At 68.2% G+C, this 22725-nt stretch carries 21 protein-coding genes; 18 read left to right on the plus strand and 3 right to left on the minus strand.

Annotated elements, in window-relative coordinates; all coding sequences use genetic code 11:
- Positions 1-208: 208 nt before the first annotated feature.
- The 17 genes from L6Q67_RS10015 (at position 209) to L6Q67_RS10100 (ending at position 16598) form a co-directional block, all read left to right on the plus strand.
- Complete coding sequence (locus L6Q67_RS10015; protein WP_296568621.1) at positions 209-1084, plus strand: branched-chain amino acid ABC transporter permease; 876 nt, start codon at positions 209-211, stop codon at positions 1082-1084.
- The gene (locus L6Q67_RS10020) at positions 1084-2025 is read left to right on the plus strand and encodes a branched-chain amino acid ABC transporter permease (RefSeq protein ID WP_296568623.1); all 942 of its coding nucleotides are present in this window, start codon (positions 1084-1086) and stop codon (positions 2023-2025) included. The genes L6Q67_RS10015 and L6Q67_RS10020 overlap by 1 nt, the downstream gene beginning before the upstream one ends.
- Complete coding sequence (locus tag L6Q67_RS10025) at positions 2022-2783, plus strand: ABC transporter ATP-binding protein (protein ID WP_296568625.1); 762 nt, start codon at positions 2022-2024, stop codon at positions 2781-2783. Before L6Q67_RS10020 ends, L6Q67_RS10025 begins: the two co-directional genes overlap by 4 nt.
- A 12-nt stretch (positions 2784-2795) precedes the next feature.
- Positions 2796-4109: an ATP-binding cassette domain-containing protein gene (locus L6Q67_RS24550; RefSeq protein WP_367171635.1), complete on the plus strand. Its 1314-nt coding sequence runs from the start codon at positions 2796-2798 to the stop codon at positions 4107-4109.
- Between the two features lie 86 nt (positions 4110-4195).
- Positions 4196-5341 carry an ABC transporter substrate-binding protein gene (locus L6Q67_RS10040; RefSeq protein ID WP_296568627.1) on the plus strand — a complete coding sequence of 382 codons (1146 nt, stop codon included), beginning with the start codon at positions 4196-4198 and terminating at the stop codon, positions 5339-5341.
- 81 nt (positions 5342-5422) lie between these two features.
- Positions 5423-5938 carry a GNAT family N-acetyltransferase gene (locus tag L6Q67_RS10045; protein ID WP_296568629.1) on the plus strand — a complete coding sequence of 172 codons (516 nt, stop codon included), beginning with the start codon at positions 5423-5425 and terminating at the stop codon, positions 5936-5938.
- Between the two features lie 209 nt (positions 5939-6147).
- Complete coding sequence (locus tag L6Q67_RS10050; RefSeq protein ID WP_296568631.1) at positions 6148-6816, plus strand: fumarylacetoacetate hydrolase family protein; 669 nt, start codon at positions 6148-6150, stop codon at positions 6814-6816.
- On the plus strand, positions 6813-7577 hold the full coding sequence (locus tag L6Q67_RS10055; protein WP_296568633.1) for a fumarylacetoacetate hydrolase family protein: 765 nt from the start codon (positions 6813-6815) through the stop codon (positions 7575-7577). The genes L6Q67_RS10050 and L6Q67_RS10055 overlap by 4 nt, the downstream gene beginning before the upstream one ends.
- A gap of 16 nt (positions 7578-7593) precedes the next feature.
- Positions 7594-9048: a 5-carboxymethyl-2-hydroxymuconate semialdehyde dehydrogenase gene (gene hpaE / locus L6Q67_RS10060; RefSeq protein ID WP_296568636.1), complete on the plus strand. Its 1455-nt coding sequence runs from the start codon at positions 7594-7596 to the stop codon at positions 9046-9048.
- Positions 9049-9168: 120 nt separating this feature from the next.
- Positions 9169-10017, plus strand: a complete 849-nt coding sequence (hpaD, locus tag L6Q67_RS10065) for a 3,4-dihydroxyphenylacetate 2,3-dioxygenase (RefSeq protein WP_296568638.1) — start codon at positions 9169-9171, stop codon at positions 10015-10017.
- A gap of 20 nt (positions 10018-10037) precedes the next feature.
- Positions 10038-10427 carry a 5-carboxymethyl-2-hydroxymuconate Delta-isomerase gene (locus L6Q67_RS10070; RefSeq protein ID WP_296568640.1) on the plus strand — a complete coding sequence of 130 codons (390 nt, stop codon included), beginning with the start codon at positions 10038-10040 and terminating at the stop codon, positions 10425-10427.
- A gap of 21 nt (positions 10428-10448) precedes the next feature.
- Positions 10449-11252 carry a 2-oxo-hept-4-ene-1,7-dioate hydratase gene (gene hpaH, locus L6Q67_RS10075; protein ID WP_296568642.1) on the plus strand — a complete coding sequence of 268 codons (804 nt, stop codon included), beginning with the start codon at positions 10449-10451 and terminating at the stop codon, positions 11250-11252.
- A gap of 16 nt (positions 11253-11268) precedes the next feature.
- Positions 11269-12066: an HpcH/HpaI aldolase/citrate lyase family protein gene (locus L6Q67_RS10080; RefSeq protein ID WP_296568644.1), complete on the plus strand. Its 798-nt coding sequence runs from the start codon at positions 11269-11271 to the stop codon at positions 12064-12066.
- A gap of 51 nt (positions 12067-12117) precedes the next feature.
- A complete protein-coding gene (locus L6Q67_RS10085; RefSeq protein ID WP_296568645.1) occupies positions 12118-13572 on the plus strand; it encodes an NAD-dependent succinate-semialdehyde dehydrogenase in 1455 nt (484 codons plus the stop codon).
- On the plus strand, positions 13569-14780 hold the full coding sequence (locus L6Q67_RS10090) for a multidrug effflux MFS transporter (RefSeq protein WP_296568648.1): 1212 nt from the start codon (positions 13569-13571) through the stop codon (positions 14778-14780). Before L6Q67_RS10085 ends, L6Q67_RS10090 begins: the two co-directional genes overlap by 4 nt.
- 4 nt (positions 14781-14784) lie before the next feature.
- Positions 14785-16044: an MFS transporter gene (locus L6Q67_RS10095; protein ID WP_296568651.1), complete on the plus strand. Its 1260-nt coding sequence runs from the start codon at positions 14785-14787 to the stop codon at positions 16042-16044.
- 104 nt (positions 16045-16148) lie between these two features.
- Positions 16149-16598 (plus strand): SRPBCC family protein, encoded by a 450-nt coding sequence (locus tag L6Q67_RS10100; RefSeq protein ID WP_296568653.1) that lies wholly within the window; start codon positions 16149-16151, stop codon positions 16596-16598.
- Positions 16599-16614: 16 nt separating this feature from the next.
- Here the strand turns inward: L6Q67_RS10100 and L6Q67_RS10105 are convergent, their stop codons facing one another.
- Positions 16615-17169 (minus strand): DUF924 family protein, encoded by a 555-nt coding sequence (locus L6Q67_RS10105; protein WP_296568655.1) that lies wholly within the window; start codon positions 17167-17169, stop codon positions 16615-16617.
- A 44-nt stretch (positions 17170-17213) separates the two neighbouring features.
- The gene (locus L6Q67_RS10110) at positions 17214-18386 is read right to left on the minus strand and encodes a methyltransferase (protein ID WP_296568657.1); all 1173 of its coding nucleotides are present in this window, start codon (positions 18384-18386) and stop codon (positions 17214-17216) included.
- A gap of 249 nt (positions 18387-18635) precedes the next feature.
- On the opposite strand from L6Q67_RS10110, the gene L6Q67_RS10115 reads away from it, so the two are divergent.
- Positions 18636-21632 carry a 7TM diverse intracellular signaling domain-containing protein gene (locus L6Q67_RS10115; RefSeq protein ID WP_296568659.1) on the plus strand — a complete coding sequence of 999 codons (2997 nt, stop codon included), beginning with the start codon at positions 18636-18638 and terminating at the stop codon, positions 21630-21632.
- On the opposite strand, the gene L6Q67_RS10120 is transcribed toward L6Q67_RS10115, so the two are convergent.
- The gene (locus L6Q67_RS10120) at positions 21621-22697 is read right to left on the minus strand and encodes an AraC family transcriptional regulator (RefSeq protein WP_296568660.1); all 1077 of its coding nucleotides are present in this window, start codon (positions 22695-22697) and stop codon (positions 21621-21623) included. The two genes, L6Q67_RS10115 and L6Q67_RS10120, sit on opposite strands and share 12 nt — an antisense overlap.
- Positions 22698-22725 lie beyond the last annotated feature (28 nt).

The raw sequence follows: 22725 nt of genomic DNA on the forward strand, positions 1-22725 counted from the left end.
CGCCTTCCCGAGCCGGTCAGAAAATATAAGTGTTGCCTCCGTTGACTCACTAACATCGTAGTGATTTAATTTGCTTCGATGTTAGTAAATAAGACCCGTGCGCCATGCATCCGCTGGACGAATGGGACCGAAAAGCCAAAGGAGGCAAGATGACCGGCATGTTTTTGACCACGCATCGTGTGCGTGGCGCAAGGCAGGGAGGCGGCTGATGTTCTCGCAGCTCGTGCAGTTCCTGCTCTCGGGGGTGACCGTCGGTGCGACCTACGCACTGGCCGCGCTGGGCTTCACCCTGATCTACAACGCCAGCAACGTGATCAATTTCGCCCAGGGCGAATTCATCATGCTGGGCGGCATGCTGGCGGTGTTCTTCTTGAAGGCCGGCCTGCCGCTTCCGGCGGCTCTGCTGCTCGCCATCATCGTCCCGGCGCTGGTCGGGGTGCTGGTCGAGAAGCTGGCCATCGAGCCGGTCAAGGGCGCCGAGACGGTGACCCTGATCATCATCACCATCGGCGCCTCGCTGGTCATCCGCGGTCTGATTCAGGTCTGGCTCGGCAAGGGCACCTTCAGCCTGCCGGCTTTCTCGGGCGACGAGCCGATCCAGATCCTCGGCGCCACGCTGCTGCCCCAGAGCCTGTGGGTGCTCGGTGTCACCGCCGTGGTGGTGCTTGCCCTGTGGTACTTCTTCAACCGCACGCTGCAGGGCAAGGCCATGCTCGCCACCTCCTACAACCGGGTGGCGGCCGAGCTGGTGGGGATCAACACCAACGGGGTGCTCTTCATGAGCTTCGCGATGTCGGCGGCCCTGGGGGCGCTGGGCGGCATCCTGGTCACGCCCATCACGCTGACCTCCTACGACGTCGGCATCATGCTCGGCCTCAAGGGCTTCGTGGCCGCGGTGGTGGGCGGCCTCGGCAACGGCCTGGGGGCGGTGGTGGGCGGCCTGCTGGTGGGCGTGCTGGAGGCGATGGGCGCGGGTTACATCTCGTCCAACTACAAGGACGCGATCCCCTTCGTGCTGATCCTCTTCATTCTCTTCTTCATGCCGCGCGGCCTCTTCGGCGGCAAATCGACGGACCGGGTGTGATGATGAACAAGAACGCCTACGCCGGCCTGCTCATCGTCATGGCCATCCTCGTGGTGCTGCCCTTCGTGCTGCCCAACAGCTTCTATCTCGACCTGGCCATCCGCATGGCCATCAATGCGGTGATCGTCCTCGGTCTCAACCTGCTGATCGGCTTCGCCGGCCAGATCAGCCTGGGCCATGCCGGCTTTCTGGGCATCGGCGCCTACGCCTCGGCGGTGCTGCCTACCCACTTCGGCTGGCATCCGCTGCTGGCCATGGGGGCGGGGGCTGCCGCTGCCGGCCTGTTGGCCGCCCTGGTGGCGCGGCCGATCTTCAAGCTCAAGGGGCACTACCTGGCCATGGCCACCCTGGGCCTGGGCATCATCCTGAGCATTGCCATCCGCAACGAGGCGCAATGGACCGGGGGGCCGGACGGCATGCCGGTGCTGCCGCTGGGGTTGTTCGGCTTCGAGCTGGCGAACGACAGGCAGTGGTACTGGGCCATTGCGCTGCTGCTCTCGATCAGCGTGTGGGCCTCCCTCAACCTCATCGATTCGCCCTTCGGACGGGCGCTGCGGGCCCTGCATGGTTCCGAGGTGGCGTCCCAGGTGGTTGGGGTGAACGTGGTCCGCTACAAGGTCGCCATCTTCGTGCTGTCAGCGGTCTTTGCCAGCCTGATGGGCAGCGTCACCGCCCATTACGTGGGCTTCGTGACCCCCAACCTGGCTGATTTCTTCCACTCCATCGAGCTGGTGACCATGGTGGTGATCGGTGGCATGGCCTCGGTGTATGGATCCCTGGTCGGCGCCGTGCTGCTCACTGCGCTCCCCCAGATTCTGGTCGCCTTCGAGGGCTGGGAGACGGTGGCCTTCGGCGCCATCCTGATGTTCTGCATGATCTTCCTGCCCAAAGGCCTCGTGCCCACGCTGGCAGCGAAGCTGGGCAAAGGGGATCAAGCATGAGCCTGCTCGAAGTCAAAGACCTCTCCATCCACTTCGGCGGCGTGAAGGCCGTGCAGGATGTGAGCTTCAGCATCGACGCCGGCATCGTGTATTCGGTGATCGGCCCCAACGGCGCCGGCAAGACCACGCTGTTCAACCTGATCACCGGGGTCTACAAGCCCACCCACGGCGAGATCCGCCTCGACGGCGAATCCATCGGCGGCAAGTCCCCGGACGAGCTGGCCCGCCGCGGGGTGGCCCGCACCTTCCAGAACCTGCAGATCTGCATGAACATGAGCGCCATCGAGAACGTGATGGTGGGCGCCCACCTGCGGCTCGACCGCAACCTGATCAAGGCCGCCCTGCGCTTTCCGGGCCTGCGGCGGCGCGACGCCGAGCTGCGCGAAGAGGCGCTGGAGCTGATGCGCTTCGTCGGGCTCGACAAGTTCGCCGATGCCCGCGCCGACGCCATGCCCTACGGCGCCCTCAAGCGCCTGGAGATCGCCCGGGCCCTGGCCATGAAGCCGCGGGTCATCTTTCTGGACGAGCCGGCCGCCGGCCTCAACCCCAAGGAAACCATCGAGGTGGACCACCTCGTCCGCAAGGTGGCGGATTCGGGCATCACCGTGGTGCTGGTGGAGCACGACATGAAGATGGTCATGAACCTGTCCGACCGCATCCTGGTGCTCGACTACGGCAAGAAGCTGACCGAGGGCACCGGCGAGGAAGTGCGCCGCAACCCGGACGTGATCGCCGCCTACCTGGGCGCCCACGCCTGACAGGGAGAGAACATGGAAACTCTGCGCATCATCACCGAAGAACACCAGAACCTGTGGCGCATCGCCATCACCGTGGATCTCGTGGCCGATGAACTGGAGGCCGGTGGCAAGGTGGATCCGGCCTTCTTCAACTCGGTGTTCGACTATATCGAGCAGTTTGTAGACCGGGTTCATCACCCGAAGGAAGACGACTTCCTGTTCCGCGTGCTGCGCCAACGCTCTGCTGCGGCGGCGGAGATCCTGGATCGCCTGCAGGCCGAGCACCGGAGCGGGCCCGGGCACCTCGAGGCGCTGCGCCAGGCCCTGGCCGCCTCGGCGACGGGCGCGTCGGGCAACCGTGACTTCGCCGCCGCGCTGCGGGCCTACACCCAGGGCCTCAAGGCGCATATCCGCTGCGAGGAGAAGGACGTCATGCCCCTCGCCCGGCAGGTCCTCAGCGCGGATGACTGGGCCGGCATCGACCGCGCTTTTCTCGACAACGACGATCCCGTGTTCGGGGGCAGGGCCAAGGCGGAGTTTCGCGAGCTGTTCCATCGCATCGCCGCGCTGGCGCCCGAATCGGTCGGCCTGGGGGCACACAGTGCCGGCGAGTTGCGGCCCGGCAGCCAGCCGGTTGGCGAGGTGTTGCTGAAGGTGGCGGGCATGGAGAGCTGCTATGGCCGTATCAAGGCCCTGAAGGGCATCGACCTGGAAGTGCGCCGTGGTGAGACGGTGGCCCTGGTGGGTTCCAACGGCGCCGGCAAGACCACCTTCCTGCGCACCCTGTCGGGGGTGCAGCCGATGAGTGCCGGCAGCCTGCATTTCGCCGGCGAGGATATCTCCCGCCTGCGTTCCGACATGCGCATGCGCCGGGGCATCTGCCAATCACCGGAGGGGCGCCAGGTGTTCGGCCCCTTGTCCATCGAGGACAACCTGCGCCTGGGCGCCTACACCCAGCCCAAGGGGCATGTCGAGGAGGACATGGAGAAGATCTTCGCGATGTTCCCGATCCTCAAGGAAAAGCGTCGCTTGCCGGCGGGCACGTTGTCTGGCGGCCAGCAGCAGATGCTGGCCATCGGCCGCGCCCTGATGGGCCGGCCCAAGCTGCTGCTGCTGGACGAGCCGTCGATGGGTTTGGCCCCTCTGCTGGTGCAGGAGGTGTTCAACGTGGTGAGGGCCCTGAAGGAGCAGGGCATGACGATCATCCTGGCCGAGCAGAACGCCTTTGCCGCCCTGGCCATCGCCGATCGCGGCTATGTGCTGGAGACCGGCTCCGTCACCCTTTCCGGCTCGGGGCAGGAACTCATCAGCAACGAACAGGTGCGCGCCGCCTATCTGGGCATGTGAGCGCCGTGGTTTTCAATGGCTCGGACCTGGCCAAAGCCATCACAGGTTCTCGGTTTGCACACTAAAAACCCTGGAGGAGATCATCCATGAAAAAAAGCATCAAGAAACTCGTTGCCGGAACCGCCCTCATGCTTGGGGCCTTTGGCGCATTCGCCGCCGATCCGATCAAGATCGGCTCCGTCTTGTCGGTGACCGGGCCGGCGGCCTTCCTCGGCGAGCCCGAACTGCAGACGCTGCAGATGTACGTGGACGACATCAACAAGAACGGCGGCGTCATCGGCCGTCCACTGCAACTGGTCCACTATGACGACGGCAGCGATGCCAACAAGGCCAACGGCTTTGCCAAGCGCCTGATCGAAGATGACAAGGTGGACGCGATCATCGGCGGCACCACGACCGGTGCCACCATGTCGATGGTGCCTCTCATCGAGCGGGCTGGCGTGCCCTTCATCTCCCTGGGCGGTGCCGTGGTGATCGTCGAGCCGGTCAAGAAGTTCACTTTCAAGGTGTCCCACAACGACCGGATGGCTGCCGAGAAAATCTACGAGGACATGAAGCGGCGCGGCATCACCAAGGTCGCGCTGTTTTCCGAGACCTCGGGTTTCGGTCAATCGGGCCGCAAGGAGTCCGAGGCCATGGCGGCGAAATACGGCATCACCCTGGTTGCCAACGAGACCTTCGGGCCCAAGGACACCGACATGAGCCCGCAACTCACCAAGATCAAAAACACCCCGGGGGTGCAGGCCGTGTATATCTTCGGCCTTGGTCAGGGGCCGGCGATCGCCACCAAGAACTGCAAGCAGCTGAGCATCACGCTGCCGATCTACCACTCCCACGGCGTCGCCTCCGAAGAGTTCATCAAGCTCGCCGGCGCGGCCGCCGAAGGCATCCGCCTGCCGGCCTCGGCCCTGCTGGTGGCCGACAAGCTGCCCGCCAGCGATCCCCAGAAGCCGGTGGTCATGGCCTACACCAAGGCCTTCAACGAAAGGTGGAAGACCGATGTGTCCACCTTCGGGGGGCATGCCTACGATGCCCTGATGCTGGTGACCAATGCCATCAAGAAGGCCAACACCACCGACAAGGCAAAGGTGCGCGATGCCCTCGAAGCCACCAAGGGCTACGTCGGCACCGGTGGTCTGGTGAACATGACGGCCGCGGATCACCTGGGGCTGGACCTGAGCGCCTTCCGCCTGCTGGAGATCAGAAAGGGTGACTGGAACCTGGTCCAGTAAGCCGTTGCCGATGGCCGGCGGTGTCTGCGGGCAGACCCCCGCGATGCTTCCGGCCGCCGGCCTGCCGATTGCGAGGTGAGCATGACCGGATTTCTCATTCCAACCCGCCTGGCGTCCGAAAGGCTGTCCCTGCGAATGTTCCGCGAGGAGGACTGGCGCGCCATGCATGCGCTCTATGCCTGTGCGGACGCCACGCGCTACACCCTCGGCCGGGTCCTGTCGGAAGGTGAGAGCTGGCGCATGACGGCCACACTGGCGGGGCACTGGCTGTTGCGAGGCTACGGGCCGTATGCGCTCGAGGACAGGGCGAGTGGTGTGCTGGTAGGCACGGCCGGGCTCTGGTATCCGGCGGATTTCCCGGAGCGGGAGATCAAGTGGGCCATCGATCCCGCCTATTGGGGGCGAGGCTACGCCAGCGAGGCGGCGCGCGCCGTCCAGCGGATGGCCGCCGAGGCCTTTCCCGGTCGTCCGCCGATCAGCTTCATCCATCAGGGCAACCGGGCTTCGGTGCGGGTTGCGCTCGCGGTGGGGGCGACCCTGGAAGACGAGGTCGATTTCAGGGGGGCGCGCTTCCAGATCTATCGCCATCCTGCGTGATCCGGTGCCCGAGGCGCGTGCTGGGCAGGGGGCACGCATGGATTCGCCATTTCCGGCTATTGACTTGCTAATATCGTAGTGATCAAATTACTACTATGTTAGTGAATTGGTTCGGTTCTTCAAGCGCCAAGGGCGCTCGGAACTGCAGAACTGTTTTCCCGCATCGGCTGCCGTCGCCCAGACGGCGCCGAACAGCCTAGGAGAGAGTGGTGGAAGCTCACGAGCCCGCAATCAGCGGAGCGGTATATGGCGTGATCCTGAACGACCGGGACAGCCTCGAACGGATGGGGGCGGCCCTGGCCGATGCGCCTTACAAGGGCGCACCCAAGGCGCCCGTGCTGTACATCAAGCCGGCCGGCACCCTGGTGGGCCGCGGCACCGTGGTGCGCCTGCCGGCCGGCGAGTCCGCCGTCGAGGTGGGGGCCACGGTCGGTATCGTGTTCGGCCAGGGTGCCGCCCGGCTGGCCCCGGAGGCGGTGCCCGCCGCCATCGCCGGCTACGTGGTGGTGGCCGACCTGAGCCTGCCCCATGCCAGCTATTACCGCCCGGCGATCCGCGAAAAGTGCTTCGACGGTGCCTGCCCGGTGGGCAGCCGGGTCGTGCCGGCCGCCGAGGTGGGCGACCTGGCTGCGGTCAGCCTGCGCACCTATGTGGATGGCAGCCTGGTGCAGACCCGCAGCCTCGCCGACCTGCTGCGCGATGTGCCGACCCTGGTCGCCGACGTGTCCGAGTTCATGACCCTGCGGCGCGGCGACACCCTGCTGGTGGGGGTCATCTGGCAGGCGGCCCAGGCCCGTGCCGGCTCCCGCGTGCGGGTCGAGGCCGATCGTGTGGGTTCCGTGGAATTTGAAATCGCAGCCGGGGAGGGCGCAGCATGAGGTTCGGACGCATCGCCTGGCAGGGCGCCATTCACGAAGTGACCCCGGGCGCGGACGGCCGTGTCCGGCTGGCCGACGGCCGCGAGATCGCCGAAGGGCGCTTCACCTGGCTGCCGCCGGTGGAGGTGGGCACCGTCTTCGCCCTCGGCCTCAACTACGCCGACCACGCCAGGGAGCTGGCCTTCAAGGCCCCCGAGACGCCCCTGGTCTTCCTCAAGGGGGCCAACGCCATCACCGGCCACAAGGCCTTCAGCCGCCGCCCGGCTGATGCGACCTACATGCACTACGAGTGCGAGCTGGCGGTGGTGATCGGCAAGACCGGCTACCGGATCGCCAAGGAAGACGCCATGGAGCACGTGGCCGGCTACAGCGTGGCCAACGACTACGCCATCCGCGACTACCTGGAAAACTACTACCGGCCCAACCTGCGGGTGAAGAACCGCGACGCCTGCACGCCGCTGGGCCCCTGGCTGGTGACCCGGGACGAGATCGCCGACCCGATGAAGCTGGCCCTGACCACCCGGGTGAATGGCAAGACCACCCAGCAGGGCACCACCGCCGACATGATCTTCGACATCCCGACGCTGATTGCCTACCTGTCGTCCTTCATGACCCTCAACCCGGGCGACGTGATCCTGACCGGTACCCCCGAAGGCCTGGCCGATGTGAAGGCCGGCGACGTGGTCGAAACCGAGATCGAGGGCGTGGGCTGCCTCATCAACACCATCGTCGATGACCAGACCTGGTTCGCCAACGCATAAGGAAAGCGAGAACAGCATGATTCAGCACATCATCAACGGCCAGAAGGTCGAGAGCAGCAAGACCTTCCAGACCATCAACCCGGCCACCGGCGAAGTGATCGCCGAGGTGGCCAGCGGCGGCCAGGCCGAAGTGGATGCCGCCGTGGCCGCCGCCAAGGCCGCCTTTCCGGGCTGGGCCGCGACCCCGGTCAAGGAGCGCGCCCGCCTGGTGAGAAAGCTCGGCGACCTGATCGCCGCCAACGTGGCCGAGATCGCCGACCTGGAGACCGCCGACTGCGGCCAGGTCACCAACCAGACCAAGCGCGTGCTGATCCCCCGCGCCTCGGACAACTTCTACTACTTCGCCGAGCTGATCCAGCACATGCACGGCGAAACCTACGACTCCGACACCGGCCACCTCAACTACACCCTGTGGCAGCCGGTGGGCGTGTGCGCGCTGATCTCCCCGTGGAACGTGCCCTTCATGACCGCCACCTGGAAGACCGCGCCCTGCCTGGCCTTCGGCAATACGGCGGTGATGAAGATGTCCGAGTTGTCGCCCCTCACCGCTCACCGCCTGGGCGAGCTGGCCCTCGAAGCCGGCATCCCGCCGGGCGTCTTCAACGTGGTGCAGGGCTTTGGTGATACCGCCGGCGAGCCGCTGGTCAGCCACCCGGACGTGCGCTCGATCTCCTTCACCGGCTCCACCGCTACCGGCAACCGCATCGTCAAGGCCGCCGGCCTCAAGAAGTTCTCGATGGAGCTGGGCGGCAAGTCGCCCTTCATCATCTTCGATGACGCCGACTACGAGCGCGCCCTCGACGCCGCCATCTTCATGATCTTCTCGAACAACGGCGAACGCTGCACCGCCGGCTCGCGGATCATCGTGCAGGCCGGCATCTACGACAGATTCGTCGCCGACTTTGCCGCCCGCGCCGCCCGCCTCACCGTGGGTGACCCGATGGACCCGAACACCGTGATCGGCCCGATGATCTCCAAGGGCCACCAGGAAAAGGTCAATTACTACATCGAGCTGGGCAAGCAGGAGGGCGCCGAGGTGGTCTTCGGCGGCGGCACCCCGGTGGTGGACGAGCGCTTCAGGAACGGCTTCTGGGTGCAGCCCACCGTCTTCGCCAACGTGGACAACAAGATGCGCATCGCCCAGGAAGAAATCTTCGGCCCGGTGCCCTGCATCATCCGCTTCAAGACCGAGGAAGAGGCCGTGGCCATCGCCAACGACACCATCTACGGCCTGTCGTCCTACCTGTGGACCAACAACACCGGCCGCGCCATCCGCCTGGCCAAGGCCATCGAGTCGGGCATGACCTTCGTCAATAGCCAGAACGTGCGCGACCTGCGCCAGCCCTTCGGCGGCAGCAAGGCCTCCGGCACCGGCCGCGAGGGCAACCACTACAGCTACGAGGTGTTCTGCGAGGCCAAGAACATCGCCGTGTCCTACGGGGATCACCACATTCCCCGCTGGGGCATCTGACCGAAACCCAGGGGGCAAGGGCGAGCGCATGAGAACCCGCCCGGCCCCCGTCTCCGGCAGAGAGCCGTCCCCTAGCTTTAGCGGACTCACCCACACCACCGGAATTTGAAGGAGAACACCATGGGCACACTCGCCCTCGCCGCCAAGATCACCCACGTGCCGTCCATGTACCTGTCGGAGATGGAAGGCGAACACAAGGGCTGCCGCCAGGCGGCCATCGACGGTCACATCGAGATCGGCCGCCGCTGCCGCGAGCTGGGCGTGGACACCATCGTGGTGTTCGACACCCACTGGCTGGTCAACTCGGGCTACCACGTCAATTGCGCGCCGAAGTTCGAGGGCATCTACACCAGCAACGAGCTGCCTCACTTCATCCGCAACCTGCCCTTTGCCTACGACGGCAACGAGGCGCTGGGCCACCTGCTGGCCGACGCCGCCACCGCCGCCGGTGTGCGCACCCGTGCCCACTCCGACACCAGCCTGGCCCCCGAGTACGGCACCCTGGTACCCATGCGCTACATGAACGCCGACCGCCACTTCAAGGTGGTATCGGTGTCGGCCCTGTGCACGGTGCACAACCTCGAAGATTCGGTGAAGCTCGGCGCCGCCATGGCCAAGGCCGTCAAGGAGCAGTACGACGGCAAGGTGGCCTTCCTGGCCTCCGGCTCCCTGTCGCACCGCTTTGCCCAGAACGGCGTGTCCGAGCAGTTCCTGCACAAGATGTGGAGCCCCTTCCTCGAGACCGTCGACCACGCCGTGGTGGAGATGTGGAAGAACGGCGACTGGAAGACCTTCTGCGCCATGCTCCCCGAGTACGCCGACAAGTGCCACGGCGAGGGCAACATGCACGACACCGCCATGCTGCTGGGCGCCCTCGGCTGGGATGCCTACCAGGGCAAGGTCGAGGTCGTGACCCCCTTCTTCCCCAGCTCCGGCACCGGCCAGATCAACGCGATCTTCCCGGTCTGAGCCCATCCAGGAGCCGCGCGATGCCGCATCTGATCTACGAATACACCGACAACCTGAAGGCCGAGGGCGACATCCCCGGCCTGCTCAGAAAGACCAACCAGGTCGTCCTGGACCAGGGCGGCGTGTTCCCCAAAGGCGGCATCCGCTCCCGGGCCATCTGCCTTGCCGACTACTGCGTGGCCGATGGCTCGGCCGACGACGCCTTCGTGCACCTCACCTTCAAGATGGGGGCGGGGCGCACGGCGGAAGAGAAGCAGAAGGTGGGCGACGAACTCTTCGCCATGCTCAAGGCCCACTTTGCCGACATCTTTGCCCGCCGCGGCCTGGCCCTCTCGATGGAGATCGTCGAGTTCTCGGAAGCCGGGACCTGGAAGCACAACAACATCCACGCCCGCTTCAAGAAAAGCTGAGCGTCACAAGGAGAACCCGACATGCTGAGCACCGACATCCATCTCGACCTGGCGCGCCAGCTGCACGCCGCCGAAAAGGCCCGCGAGCAGATCCTCGCCCCGTCCCTGCAGCACCCGGACATCACCATCGAGGACGCCTACGCCGTCCAGAAGACCTGGGTGGGCCTCAAGCTCGCCGAGGGCCGGGTCATCAAGGGCCACAAGATCGGCCTCACCTCCCGCGCCATGCAGCAGTCGTCCCAGATCGACGAGCCCGACTACGGCACCCTGCTGGATGACATGTTCTTCCATGACGGCGCCGACATCCCCGCCGGGCGCTTCATCGCCCCCATGGTGGAGGTGGAGCTGGCCTTCGTGCTGGGCAAGCGCCTGGAGGGCACCGAGCTGACCCTGCTCGACGTGATCACCGCCACCGACTACGTGATCCCCGCCATCGAGATCATCGATGCCCGCTGCCATCGGGTGGACCCCGCCACCAAGCGCCCGCGCAAGGTCTTCGACACCATCTCCGACAACGCCGCCAATGCCGGCATCGTGATGGGCGGCCGGCCCATCAAGCCCATGGACGTGGACCTGCGCTGGGTGTCGGCGCTGCTCTACCGCAACGGCGTGATCGAGGAGACCGGCGTGGCCGCCGGCGTGCTCAACCACCCGGCCAACGGCATCGCCTGGCTGGCCCGCAAGTTTGCCCCCCACGGGGTGGCCCTGGAGCCGGGGCAGGTGATCCTCGCCGGCTCCTTCACCCGGCCCGTGCCGGCGCGCCCCGGCGACACCTTCCACGTGGATTACGGCACCCTGGGTGCCATCACCTGCCGCTTCGGCTGAGCCCCGGAGACCCGCCATGCAGATGCCCCAGAACACCTTCAAGCGCGCCCTCCAGGCCGGCGAGACCCAGATCGGCGTCTTCCTGGGCCTGTGCGACCCCTACAGCGCCGAGCTGATGGCCGGCACCGGCTTCGACTGGCTGCTGATCGACGGCGAACACGCCCCCAACACCCCGGAGAGCGTGATGCGCCAGCTCCAGGCCATCGCCAGCTACCCGGTGCGCAGCGTGGTCCGTACCGTCGACCACGACGCCGCCCGCATCAAGCAGTATCTGGACGTGGGCGTGCAGACCCTGCTGGTGCCCATGGTCGAATCCGCCGACGAGGCCCGCGCCCTGGTGCGTGCCATGCGCTACCCGCCCAACGGCATCCGCGGCGTGGGCACGGCCCTGGCCCGGGCGGCCCGCTGGAATGGGGTGGAGGGCTACTTCGCCCAGGCCGACGCCGAGATGTGCCTGATCGTGCAGGTGGAGTCCCGCGCCGGTCTGGCCGCCCTGGATGAGATCCTGGCGGTGGAGGGCATCGACGCCGTCTTCATCGGCCCCGCTGATCTGGCCGCATCCCTCGGCCACCTGGGCAATCCGGGCCACGAAGAGGTCAAGGCCGTGATCGCCGACGCCCTGGCGCGCATCCGCCAGTCCGGCAAGGGGGCTGGCGTGTTTTCGGCCGATCCGGCTGCCGCCGCCCGCTACCTGGAAAGCGGCGCGTCCTTCATCGCCGTGGGCGTTGACACCCTGCTGCTGCGCAACGCTGCCGTGGCCCTGGCTGCCCGCTTCAAGGACGCGGGTGCCGGCAAGGCAGGCGCCGCCTACTGAACTCCGCCGGGGCGGGGATGTCTTCGCCCCGAGCCAAACAAAGGAAACCCCATGCTCGACCTCAAGGACCCCTCCCTGCTGCGGCAGGCCTGCTACATCGACGGCCAGTGGATCGGCGCCGACAGCGGCGAGACCTTTCCGGTGACCAACCCCGCCACCGGCGCCGTCATCGCCACGGTGCCGCGCTGCGGTGTCGCCGAGACCGAGCGCGCCGTCCAGGCCGCCGACCGGGCCTTTGCCACCTGGCGCGAGACCACCGCCGCCGAGCGCGCCCGCATCCTGCGCCGCTGGTTCGACCTGATGCTCACCCACCAGGACGACCTGGCCCGCATCATGACCCTGGAGCAGGGCAAGCCCCTGGCCGAGGCGAAAGGCGAGATCGCCTACGCCGCCGCCTACGTCGAGTGGTTTGCCGAGGAGGCGCGCCGGGCCTATGGCGACGTGATCCCGTCGCCTCTGCGTGACCGCCAGATCGTGGTCACCAAGGAGCCGGTGGGCGTCTGCGCCGCCATCACCCCGTGGAATTTCCCCTCGGCCATGATCACCCGCAAGGTGGCGCCGGCCCTGGCTGCCGGCTGCACCATCGTGCTCAAGCCGGCCGAGCAGACGCCCCTGTCGGCCCTGGCTCTGGCCGAGCTGGCCGAGCGCGCCGGCGTGCCGGCCGGCGTGTTCAGCGTGGTCACCGGCAAGGCCAGCGCCATCGGCGGCGTGATGACCGGCAGCCCGCTGGTGCGCAAGCTCACCTTCACCGGCTCCACCGGCATCGGCCGCCTGCTGATGGAGCAGTGCGCGCCCACCATCAAGAAGCTGTCCCTGGAGCTGGGCGGCAACGCCCCCTTCATCGTCTTCGACGACGCCGACGTGGATGCGGCGGTGGCGGGGGCCATCGCCTCCAAGTACCGCAACGCCGGCCAGACCTGCGTGTGCAGCAACCGCTTCCTGGTGCAGGACGGTATTTACGAGCAGTTCGCGGAAAAGCTCGCCGCCGCCGTGGCCCTGCTGAAGGTGGGCAACGGCCTGGAGGAGGGCGTGACCCAGGGGCCGCTGATCGACGGGCCGGCCATCGCCAAGGTGGAGAGCCTGGTGAACGACGCCGTGGCCAAGGGCGCCCGGGTGGTCTCCGGCGGCAAGCGCCATGCCCTGGGCGGCACCTGGTTCGAGCCCACCGTGCTGGCCGACGTGAGCCGCGACATGGAGGTGGCCCGGGAGGAGATCTTCGGCCCGGTGGCGCCCCTGTTCCGCTTCAAGACCGAAGACGAGGCCGTCGCCATGGCCAACGACACCGAGTTCGGCCTGGCCGCCTACTTCTACTCGAAGGACCACGCCCGCGTGTGGCGCGTGTCGCGCCGGCTGGAGTACGGCATGGTGGGCATCAACACCGGCCTGATCTCCACCGAGGTGGCGCCCTTTGGCGGCGTGAAGAGCTCCGGCACCGGCCGCGAGGGCTCCAAGTACGGCCTGGATGAGTACATGGAAGTGAAATACCTGGCCCTGGGCGGGCTGTGACGCCCGGCCGGGCGGGTACGGCCGGGGAGGGCCGCTTCATCCTGTTGCTCGGGGCCCTGGTGGCCTTCGGGCCGCTGGCCGTCGACCTCTATCTGCCGGCCCTGCCCGCCATCGCCGCGGGCCTGGGCAGCGGGGCGGAGGCCGTGCAGGCCACGGTGACGGTGTTCCTGGCGGGCTTCTCCCTGGGCATGCTGGGCTACGGGCCCATTTCCGATCGCTACGGGCGGCGCCCGGTGATGCTCGCCGGCATTGCGCTGTTCGTGCTGGCCAGCCTGGCCTGCGCGCTGGCGGTGGACGTGGGCAGCCTGGTGCTGGCGCGCTTTCTCCAGGCGCTGGGGGGCGGGGCGGCGTCGGTGCTGGCCCGGGCGGTGGTGCGCGACGTGTATGCCTCCACCGAGGCGATCCGCAAGCTGTCCCTGATGGCCATGGTGACCGCCATCGCGCCCCTGCTGGCGCCGCTGGTGGGGAGCCTGGCCCTGGCGGCGGGGGGCTGGCGCGCCACCTTCGCGCTGCTGGTGGTGTGGGGCGTGGCCTGCCTGTACGGGGTGTGGGCCCATCTGCCGGAAACCCTGGCGCCGGAGCGGCGGGGCCAGCTGGGCCTGAAGGCGGCTTTCGGTGCCTATCTGCAGCTGCTCCGCGACCCGGTTGCCATCGGCCTGCTGCTGGCGGGGGGCATGTCGTTTGCGGCGATGTTTGCCTACATCACCGGCGGCCCCTTTTACTTCATCACCCTCCACGGCCTGTCGCCCACCCAGTACAGCCTGATCTTCGCGGCCAACGCGGTGGGCATCTTCCTGGCCAACTTCATCAACAGCCGGCTGGTGAAGCGCCTCGGCCCGCCGGCCCTGATCGGCGCGGGCTGCCTGCTGGGCCTGGCGGGGGCGCTGGTGTTGCCCCTGGTGGTGGCATCAAACCTGCCGGCGAGCATCGCTGCCCTGTTCGTGGTGGTCAGCGTTACCGGGCTCCTCGGCGCCAACTGCGTGGGCTTGCTGATGCAGGCCTATCCCCGCAACGCGGGGGCTGCGGCGGCTTTGTTCGGGGCGTCCCAGTTCGGCTTCGGCATGCTCGCCAGCGGGGCGGTGGGGCTGCTGCACGATGGCACCGGGCGGCCCATGGCGGGGGTCATCGGCGCCGCCGCCCTGCTGTCGGTCGCGGGCTACCTGCTCCAGCGTTTTCGTCGTGCGGATGGCGCGACCCGTGATACATAGGGACATGTCTGCCATCGATCCGTCCTTTCGCCGTCTTCCGGGCCCCTTGCGGGCCCTTGAACATCGTAACTTCCGCCTGTATTTCCTGGGCCAGGCCGTGTCCATCCTGGGTTCATGGATCCAGCAGGTGGCCATGGCCTGGCTGGTCTATCGCCTCACCGGCTCGGCGGCCCTGCTGGGGGTGACCGCCTTCGCCGCGCTGATCCCGCAGCTGCTGGTGGGCCCGCTGGCCGGGGCGTGGATCGACAAGCACGACAAGCGCCGCTGGCTGCTGCGGGTGCAGGGCCTGCTGGCCGCCCAGGCCCTGGTGCTGGCGGGGCTCACCTGGGCCGGCTGGGTGGGGCCAGGCCTGCTGGTGGGCATGGCGGTGCTGCTGGGGGTGCTCAACAGCTTCGACACGCCCCTGCGCCAGTCCCTGATCAGTGTTTTCGTGGAGCGCAGGGAGGATCTGCCCAATGCCCTGGCGCTCAATGCCATGCTCTTCAACACCGGGCGCTTCATCGGCCCGCCGGTGGCGGGGCTGCTGCTCGGCCTCACGTCGGAGGCGGCGTGCTTTGCCCTCAATGCCGTCACCTTTCTGGCCCTGTTCGTGGCCGTGGCGTCGGTGAAGGTGCCGGCCACGCCCCGCGCCGAGGGCTCGGTGGGGGACGTGTTCAAGGAGGGGCTGGCCTACGCCTGGCATACCTGGCCGGTGCGCACGCTCATCGTCGTGCTGATGGCCCTCAACCTGACGGCCTCGGCCTACGCGGTGCTTCTGCCGGTGTTTGCCGCGGAGGTGTTTGCCGGCGATGCGCGCACCCTGGGCTGGCTATGGGGGGCGGCGGGTTGCGGGGCCTTCGGATCGACGATCTTCCTGGCCACCCGGCGCTCGGTGCCGGGGCTGATCGGGGCGATCAGCGTGGGGACGGCGGTCAGCGCCGTGGCCTTGCTGGCCTTCGGGTGGACCCGCCTGCTGCTGGTGGCCATGGCGGCCATGGTGGCCCTGGGGTTCGGCATCTCGGTGTGCAACGTGGGCATCAACATGCTGCTGCAGAGCATGGCGCCGGACCGCCTGCGGGGGCGCATCGTGTCCTTCTTCACCTCGGCCCGTTTCGGTTTTGATGCCCTCGGCGGTCTGCTCGCCGGCTTCGTCGCCAGCGCCATCGGGCCCGGGCGGACGATGATCGTGGAGGGGGTGGTGCTGCTGGGTTTCGTGGCCTTCCTGGCGAGCCGGCGGGCGCGGCTGGCGGGGCATGTGGCGCGGCACGATTCGGACGCGGGCTGAGGGGCCTTAGCCTGCAGCCCTGCAGCCCACGGCCTTTTGTCGATTCAGGCCCCGGCTGATCGTCGTATAGTCAGAGGGACGTCCTCTCCTTTCAGGAAACCATCATGACTGCGACCCATACCGTGACCCTGCAACGCGTGCTGCGTGCGCCCCCGGAACGCATCTACCGTGCCTTTCTTGACCCCGCCGCGCTGACCAAGTGGCTGCCGCCCCATGGTTTCACCTGCCAGGTCCATGGCATGGATGTGCGGGAGGGCGGCCTGTTCCGCATGTCCTTCACCAACTTCTCGACCGGGCATAGCCATGCCTTTGGGGGAAAGTACCTCGAGCTGCAGCCCGGGGCGCGGATCCGTTACACCGACGTTTTCGACGACCCGAACCTGCCGGGGGAGATGCAGACCACCGTGACCCTGCGGGCGGTGTCCTGCGGCACCGAGCTGGTGGTGGTCCAGGAGGGCATCCCGGGCCTCATCCCGCCCGAGTCGTGCTATCTCGGCTGGCAGGAGTCCCTGGTGATGCTGGCTCAGCTGGTGGAGGCGGTCGTTCCGGAGTAAGGCCGGCGCGCCGGGTTCAGAAGGACGAGCCCGGCGTCTGCAGGAAGGCGATCTCGTCCGCTGTGGATGGGCGGCCGAGGACGGCATTGCGGTGAGGGTAGTGGCCGAAGCGGTCGATGATGGCCTTGTGGCACAGCTCGAAATCCAGGTTGCCTTCCAGGCCCGGCTGGCTGAACAGGCTGACGGCGATGTCGTGGATGGCGGCGGATTCGCTGTGCATGTAGGGCATGTACAGGAAGGCGCGCTGCACCGGCGGCAGGGCCTGGTCGGCGCCGGCGGCGACGGCGACCTGGGCGAGGGCCAGGGCCAGGCTGTCGCAGGCAAAGGCGCGGGGGCGGTCCCGGTGGAGATTGCGCGAGAACTGGTCGAGCACGATGATCTCGGCCAGCCGCCCGGCCGGGGTGCTCCGCCAGGCATGGAGTTCGCAGCGGGCGGCGGCCTCGTGCAGGGCGCCGAAGCGGGCGGCGATCTTCCGGTCGAAGGCGTCGGAGCGGCTCCACCACTGGCGGGGTTCGGTCTCGTCGAACCAGAAGGCGAGCACTTCGTCGGGGGTGGGCAGGGCGGTGGTCATGGGGTGTCTCCTCTTGTGCGCCGTAAAGCCGGTGGCGTTCGCGCTCAGCGTTCGGCCAGTACCAGCAGGTTGCGTGGTGTAAGGGCCCGGTCGCAGAAGGTGCCGACGCGGACAGTGAAGCCGGCTTCTTCGAGGCCCAGGGCCACATCCAGCACCAGCCACATCTCCAGCCCGCGGCGGAAGGCATGGCGGATCAGCTCCAGACGGCGCACTTCGCCCCGGCGTTGTTCGCCGATGGCCAGCCAGTGGGCCCAGTCTACCGTGTCGGGCAGGGGCAGCCCCTCGCGCGCGGCCAGGAAGCGGCCGTAATCGGCGAATTCGCCTGTCAGCCAGGTGGGGGGCACCGGCCGGAAGGGGCGGATCGCGTCGCCGAGGAGGGCGTTGCGCAGGGCGATGAAGCCGAGCTTCCAGGCCTGGTCGCGGGCCAGGCGCCGACGGATGCGCGGGGTGGCGGTGACGGTTTCGGTGACGGCCAGGCGCAGGGTGTGGCCGTCGAGGGGCAGGTCGGCATCCCGGTTGAGGGGGTGATAGCCGGCCTGGGCTCCGCGGTAGTAACAGCAGGGGGCGATCCGGTAGCTGTGGGCGCCGTCGGTGGCGGCGTGGCGTACCAGGGTGCGGTGCAGCTCGCCGCAGGCATGCAGGGCCAGGACGGTGTGGTCGCGCACATGCCGGCGGGCGCCGGCTTCGAGGGCGTCGGCGCACAGCACCGTCTGCTGGATGTCGGCCCGGGCGGCCAGGTGGGCGGCATGCTCGCACAGCGTCGGGTCGATCTCCACGGAGCTCACCGGCTGCCCGTCGCTCAAGGCCAGGCGTCGGCCCAGGTGCCCCTTGCCGGCACACCATTCCAGCAGGGGCGCGCCGGCGGCCGGGCCATGGGCAGCGAAGGCCTCGATCTGCTCGCGCTTGCGCTGGGGGATGTGCCAGTTGAACTGGTCGCCGGCTGGCGGCAGGTCACGGGGCGGCAGGGCGGGGAGGTCGCATAGCGCCTCGAGCCGGGTGGCAACCGGCAGCAGCGGGGTGAGCCAGGCCTGCAAGGCCTCGCCGTTGTCCGACAGGTGCTCGAATTGGGCCTCGTCCAGCCCCAGGGCCGCTTCGGCCAGGGCCGGCCAGTGGGCGCACCAGACCGGCCGGCGCTCATAGAAGGGCGAGGCCCGCCACAGGGGCTGGTGGGCGTCGAGAGCAGACTGGAGAGCGAGAAATCTCTGGCGGAGCTGCATGGGCCGGGGTGTCCCGCTGTACCGGGCGCAGCGCCGGGGCGGGTGCCGCGGTGCCGCCTGCGCAGGAGGGCGGGGCGCAGGTTAGCACTGATTGCCCCCGGCAGCCTGGCCCCGCCGCGCTGACGGGGTGGAGCCCAGGGGGCGCTGCATGTCGCGAAGTCGGGCTTTCGGTGGCACCATGGTGCGGGTGCGCCAGGGGGCGCGGCCGTGTCCATCGACGGCCTGGACAGATCTTCGCGAAGGAGTGGGATGCGCTACGTTCGTTGGCTGCTGGTACTCGTCGCGTGGATTGTCATCCCCGGCAGCGGGCATGCCCTGGGCCCTGCCGCGCTGGCGCCGGATACCCGCTGCCTGGCCCTGCGGCCGCACCTGGAGGTGCTCGAGGACCCCACCGGCCAGCTCTCTATCGATGACGTGATGCGCCCCGATACGGCTCGCCGCTTTGCTCCGGTGGCGGGGGACAGTGATCTGAACTTCGGCTATTCGGCGTCCACCTACTGGCTGCGCCTGAGGCTCGTCGCCCAGGCCGGTGCCGCCCGGGACTGGTTGCTGGAGCTGGCCTACCCGTCCCTGGATTTCGTCGACTTCCATTCGGTACAGGGCGGGCAGCGGGTGCATCTGCGTGGCGGCGACCTGATGCCCCACGGGGAGTGGCCCTTTGCCCACCGCAACCTGGTGTTTCCGGTGGTGGTGGCGCCCGGGGGCGAGCAGACGGTGTACCTGCAGGTCCGCTCGGGGGGCAGCCTGACCCTGCCGGCCACCCTGTGGGCACCCCGGGCCCTGCACGAGAATGACCAGAAGGTGTATGGGGTGCTGGCCCTGTACTTCGGCATGCTGCTGGCCCTCGGCATCTACAACCTGCTGCTGTACATCTCGCTGCGGGAGCGCATCTACCTGGTGTATGTGGCCTGCGTCGCGTCCATGGCGCTGGCCCAGCTGTCCATGCTCGGCCTCGGCAACCAGTACCTGTGGCCCAATGCCCCGGGATGGGGCAACGTGGCGCTGCCGGTGGGTTTCTGCCTCACCGGCTTTTTCGGGGCGATCTTCACCCGCCAGTTCCTGCAGACGGGGCAGACGGCGCCCGGGCTGGACCGCCTGATCCGCATCCTGCAGCTGTGCTTCGTGATCGCTGGCCTGGTCCCGGTGGTCTACGCCTATCGCCCCGGGGGCGTGGCCACGGCGCTGGTGGGCATAGCGTTTTCTTGCGTCGCGGTGGTGGGCGGGCTGCTGGCCTTCCAGCGCGGGCAGCCGGCGGCACGCATCTTCCTGACGGCCTGGACCCTGCTGCTGCTGGGCGTTGCCATGCTGGCCCTGCGCACCCTCAACTGGCTGCCGACCAACCCGCTCACCTCCTACGGCATGCAGATCGGCTCGGCCCTGGAGATGCTGCTGTTCTCCTTTGCCCTGGCCAGCCGCATCCACATCCTGCGGCGTGACAAGGACCTGGCCCAGGCCGAGGCCCTGGCCGCCGAACGGCTCACCCGGGAGGCCCTGGAAGCGTCGGAGAAGGCCCTGGCGCAGCGCATTGCCGAGCGGACGGCCGAGCTCGCCGAGTCCACCGACCGTTCGGCCAAGCTGGCGGCGCTGCTGCGCCTGATGTGCGACAACGTGCCGGACATGATCTGGGCCAAGGACCTCGAGGGGCGCTACCTGTTTGCCAACCAGGCCATGTGCCGCGACTTGCTGTGTGCCGCCGATACGGCCGAGCCGGTGGGCCGCAGCGACCTGTTCTTCGCCCTGCGCGAGCGCGCGGCCCACCCGGACGACCCGCACTGGCACACCTTCGGCGAGCTGTGCGGGGATACCGACGCCGTCACCCTGGCGCGGGGGCGTTCCTCCACCTTCGAGGAGCGCGGCAACATCCGTGGCCGTCTGCTGGTGCTGGACGTACGCAAGGCGCCCTTTGTAAACGAGGACGGGGAGATCATCGGCACGGTGGGTTCGGGCCGGGACGTGACCGAGCGCAAGCAGCTGGACGCCGAGCTGGCGCTGCATCGCCGGCATCTCGAAGATCTGGTCGTCGAACGCACCGCGGCGCTGTCCATCGCCAAGGAGGCGGCCGAGAGCGCCAGCCGGGCCAAGAGCGCCTTCCTGGCCAACATGAGCCACGAACTCCGGACACCCATGAACGGCATCATGGGCATGACCGATCTGGCGCTGCGCCGGGCCACCGACCCGAAGCAGATCAATCAGCTGGAGATGGCCAGCCAGGCCTCGCGCCACCTGCTCACCGTGATCAACGACATCCTGGACATTTCGAAGATCGAGGCCGAGCGCCTGGTTCTCGAGAGCGTGGACTTCACCCTGGCGGAAATCCTCGACGGCATCACCGCCCTGATTGCGCCGACGGCTGAAGCCAAGGGCCTGAGCGTGGACGTGGACATCGCGCCCGCCCTGTCCGCGCGGCGCCTGAACGGTGATCCGGTGCGTCTGGGGCAGATCCTGCTCAACCTGGTCAGCAATGCCGTCAAATTCACCCATCGGGGTGGGGTGACGGTGCGTGTGCTGACCCCGGAGGGCGAGGGCGGCCGCCTCCTGGTGCGTTTCGAGGTGTGCGACACGGGGATCGGCATCGCCGCCGAAGACCAGAAGCGCCTGTTCCTGGCGTTCGAGCAGTCCGACAACTCGACCACGCGCAAATACGGCGGTACTGGCCTCGGGCTGACCATCAGCAAGCGGCTGACGCAGCTGATGGGGGGGCGCATCGGCGTAGACAGCGTGCCGGGTGCAGGCAGCGTCTTCTGGTTTGCCGTGCCCCTGGCGGCCGCAGACCCCGAGCCCGTTTGCGCCGCCGCCACGGATCCCGATGCTGCCGAGAGTCGCTTGCGCCAGAGCTGCGGCGGGGCCCGCGTGCTGCTGGTGGAGGACGAGCCGATCAACCGGGAGCTGTCCCGGGAACTGCTGAAGGTGGCCGGCCTGGACGTGGACCTGGCCGAGGACGGCGCCTGGGCCGTCGAGCTCGCCAGGCTGACCGACTACGATCTGATCCTGATGGACCTGCAGATGCCGAAGCTGAACGGTTTCGAGGCCGCCCGGGCGATCCGCGCCCTGCCCGGCCGGCAGCACACCCCCATCGTGGCCCTGACCGCCAACGCCTTCGAGCAGGACCGGCTGGCCTGCATCGAGGCCGGCATGGATGACCACATCGGCAAACCGGTGGGTGCCGAGCCTTTCTACGCCACCCTGCTTCGCTGGCTGCCGCGGGATGGCGGTGGGCGGAGGGCGTGGCGTGAATCAGGTGGCTGAGCCCGGGGGGGCGGGGGCGTCTGGCGTGGCCGGGTTGCGCTCCCGCCAGGCCTGGGGAGGCAGCCCCGTCCAGGCGCGGAAGGCGCGGGTGAAGCTTTTTTCGTTGGCGAAACCCACCAGGGCCGAGATCTGCTTGACCGACTTGCGGCTGCGGTCGAGGAGGGTCATGGCGTGATCGCGGCGGGTGTCGTCCTTGATCTGCTGCAGGGACGAGCCTTCGTCCTTGAGCTGCCGGTGCAGGGTGCGCACGGAGACATGGAGGTGTTCGGCGACCTGTTCGGCGGTGGCGCCCCCCTTGTCGGGGCTGCGCAGGAATTGCCGCACCCCCTCCACCAGCAGGCGGTCGCGCCGGTACTGGAGCACGGTGAGGGGCAGGGCGCGCTGCAGCATGGCGCGCAGGGCGGCTTCGTCCCGGCGGATGGGCAGGGCCAGGTAGCGGGCGTCGAAGCTGAAGCCGGCCGCGTCGGTGTCGAACAGCACCGGGCCGGGGAAGAGCAGGGGGTAGGTTCCGGCGTGGGGCGGCGGGGGGAAGGGGAAGCGCGTTTCCTGCAGGGGGATGCGTGAGTCGATGGCCCAGCAGGCGTAGCCCAGCACGTAGCGCAGCAGGGTGACCAGACAGAACTCGCGCAGCTCGCCCAGATCACGGTGGGGGATGAGGGTGAAGCGGGCCTCGCTGCCGCTCACCGCCAGGCGCAGGTCGATGTCGTCGGTGAGCAGGCGGTGGTGGCGGCACCAGCGCTTGAGGGCCACCCCCAGGTCGGGCGAGGTGATGGAGGCCCGGCACAGCATGCCGTAGCTGCCCCAGGGCAGGCGCCGGGAGAACCAGCCCAGGGCCTCGTCGTCGAGCTCCTGCATCGCTGTTCCCGACATGATCTCCATCTGGCTTGCCGTGACCCGTGCTTCGGGGCGTTCGAGGAGGGCCGGGCTGATGCCGGCACGGGCCAGGGCGTTGGCCGGGTCTGCACCGTAGCGGCGGTATCCGGCGAGGATTGCCGCGATGAAGGCGATCGGTGTTGCAGCGCGGGATTGGCTGGACAGGCGGGTGTCGGGGGCAGGCTTGGTCATGGCCCCGAAATCTTAGCGCTTGTGGCGG

It is taken from the genome of Zoogloea sp. (genome assembly GCF_023150065.1).
Taxonomy (GTDB): Bacteria; Pseudomonadota; Gammaproteobacteria; order Burkholderiales; family Rhodocyclaceae; genus Zoogloea.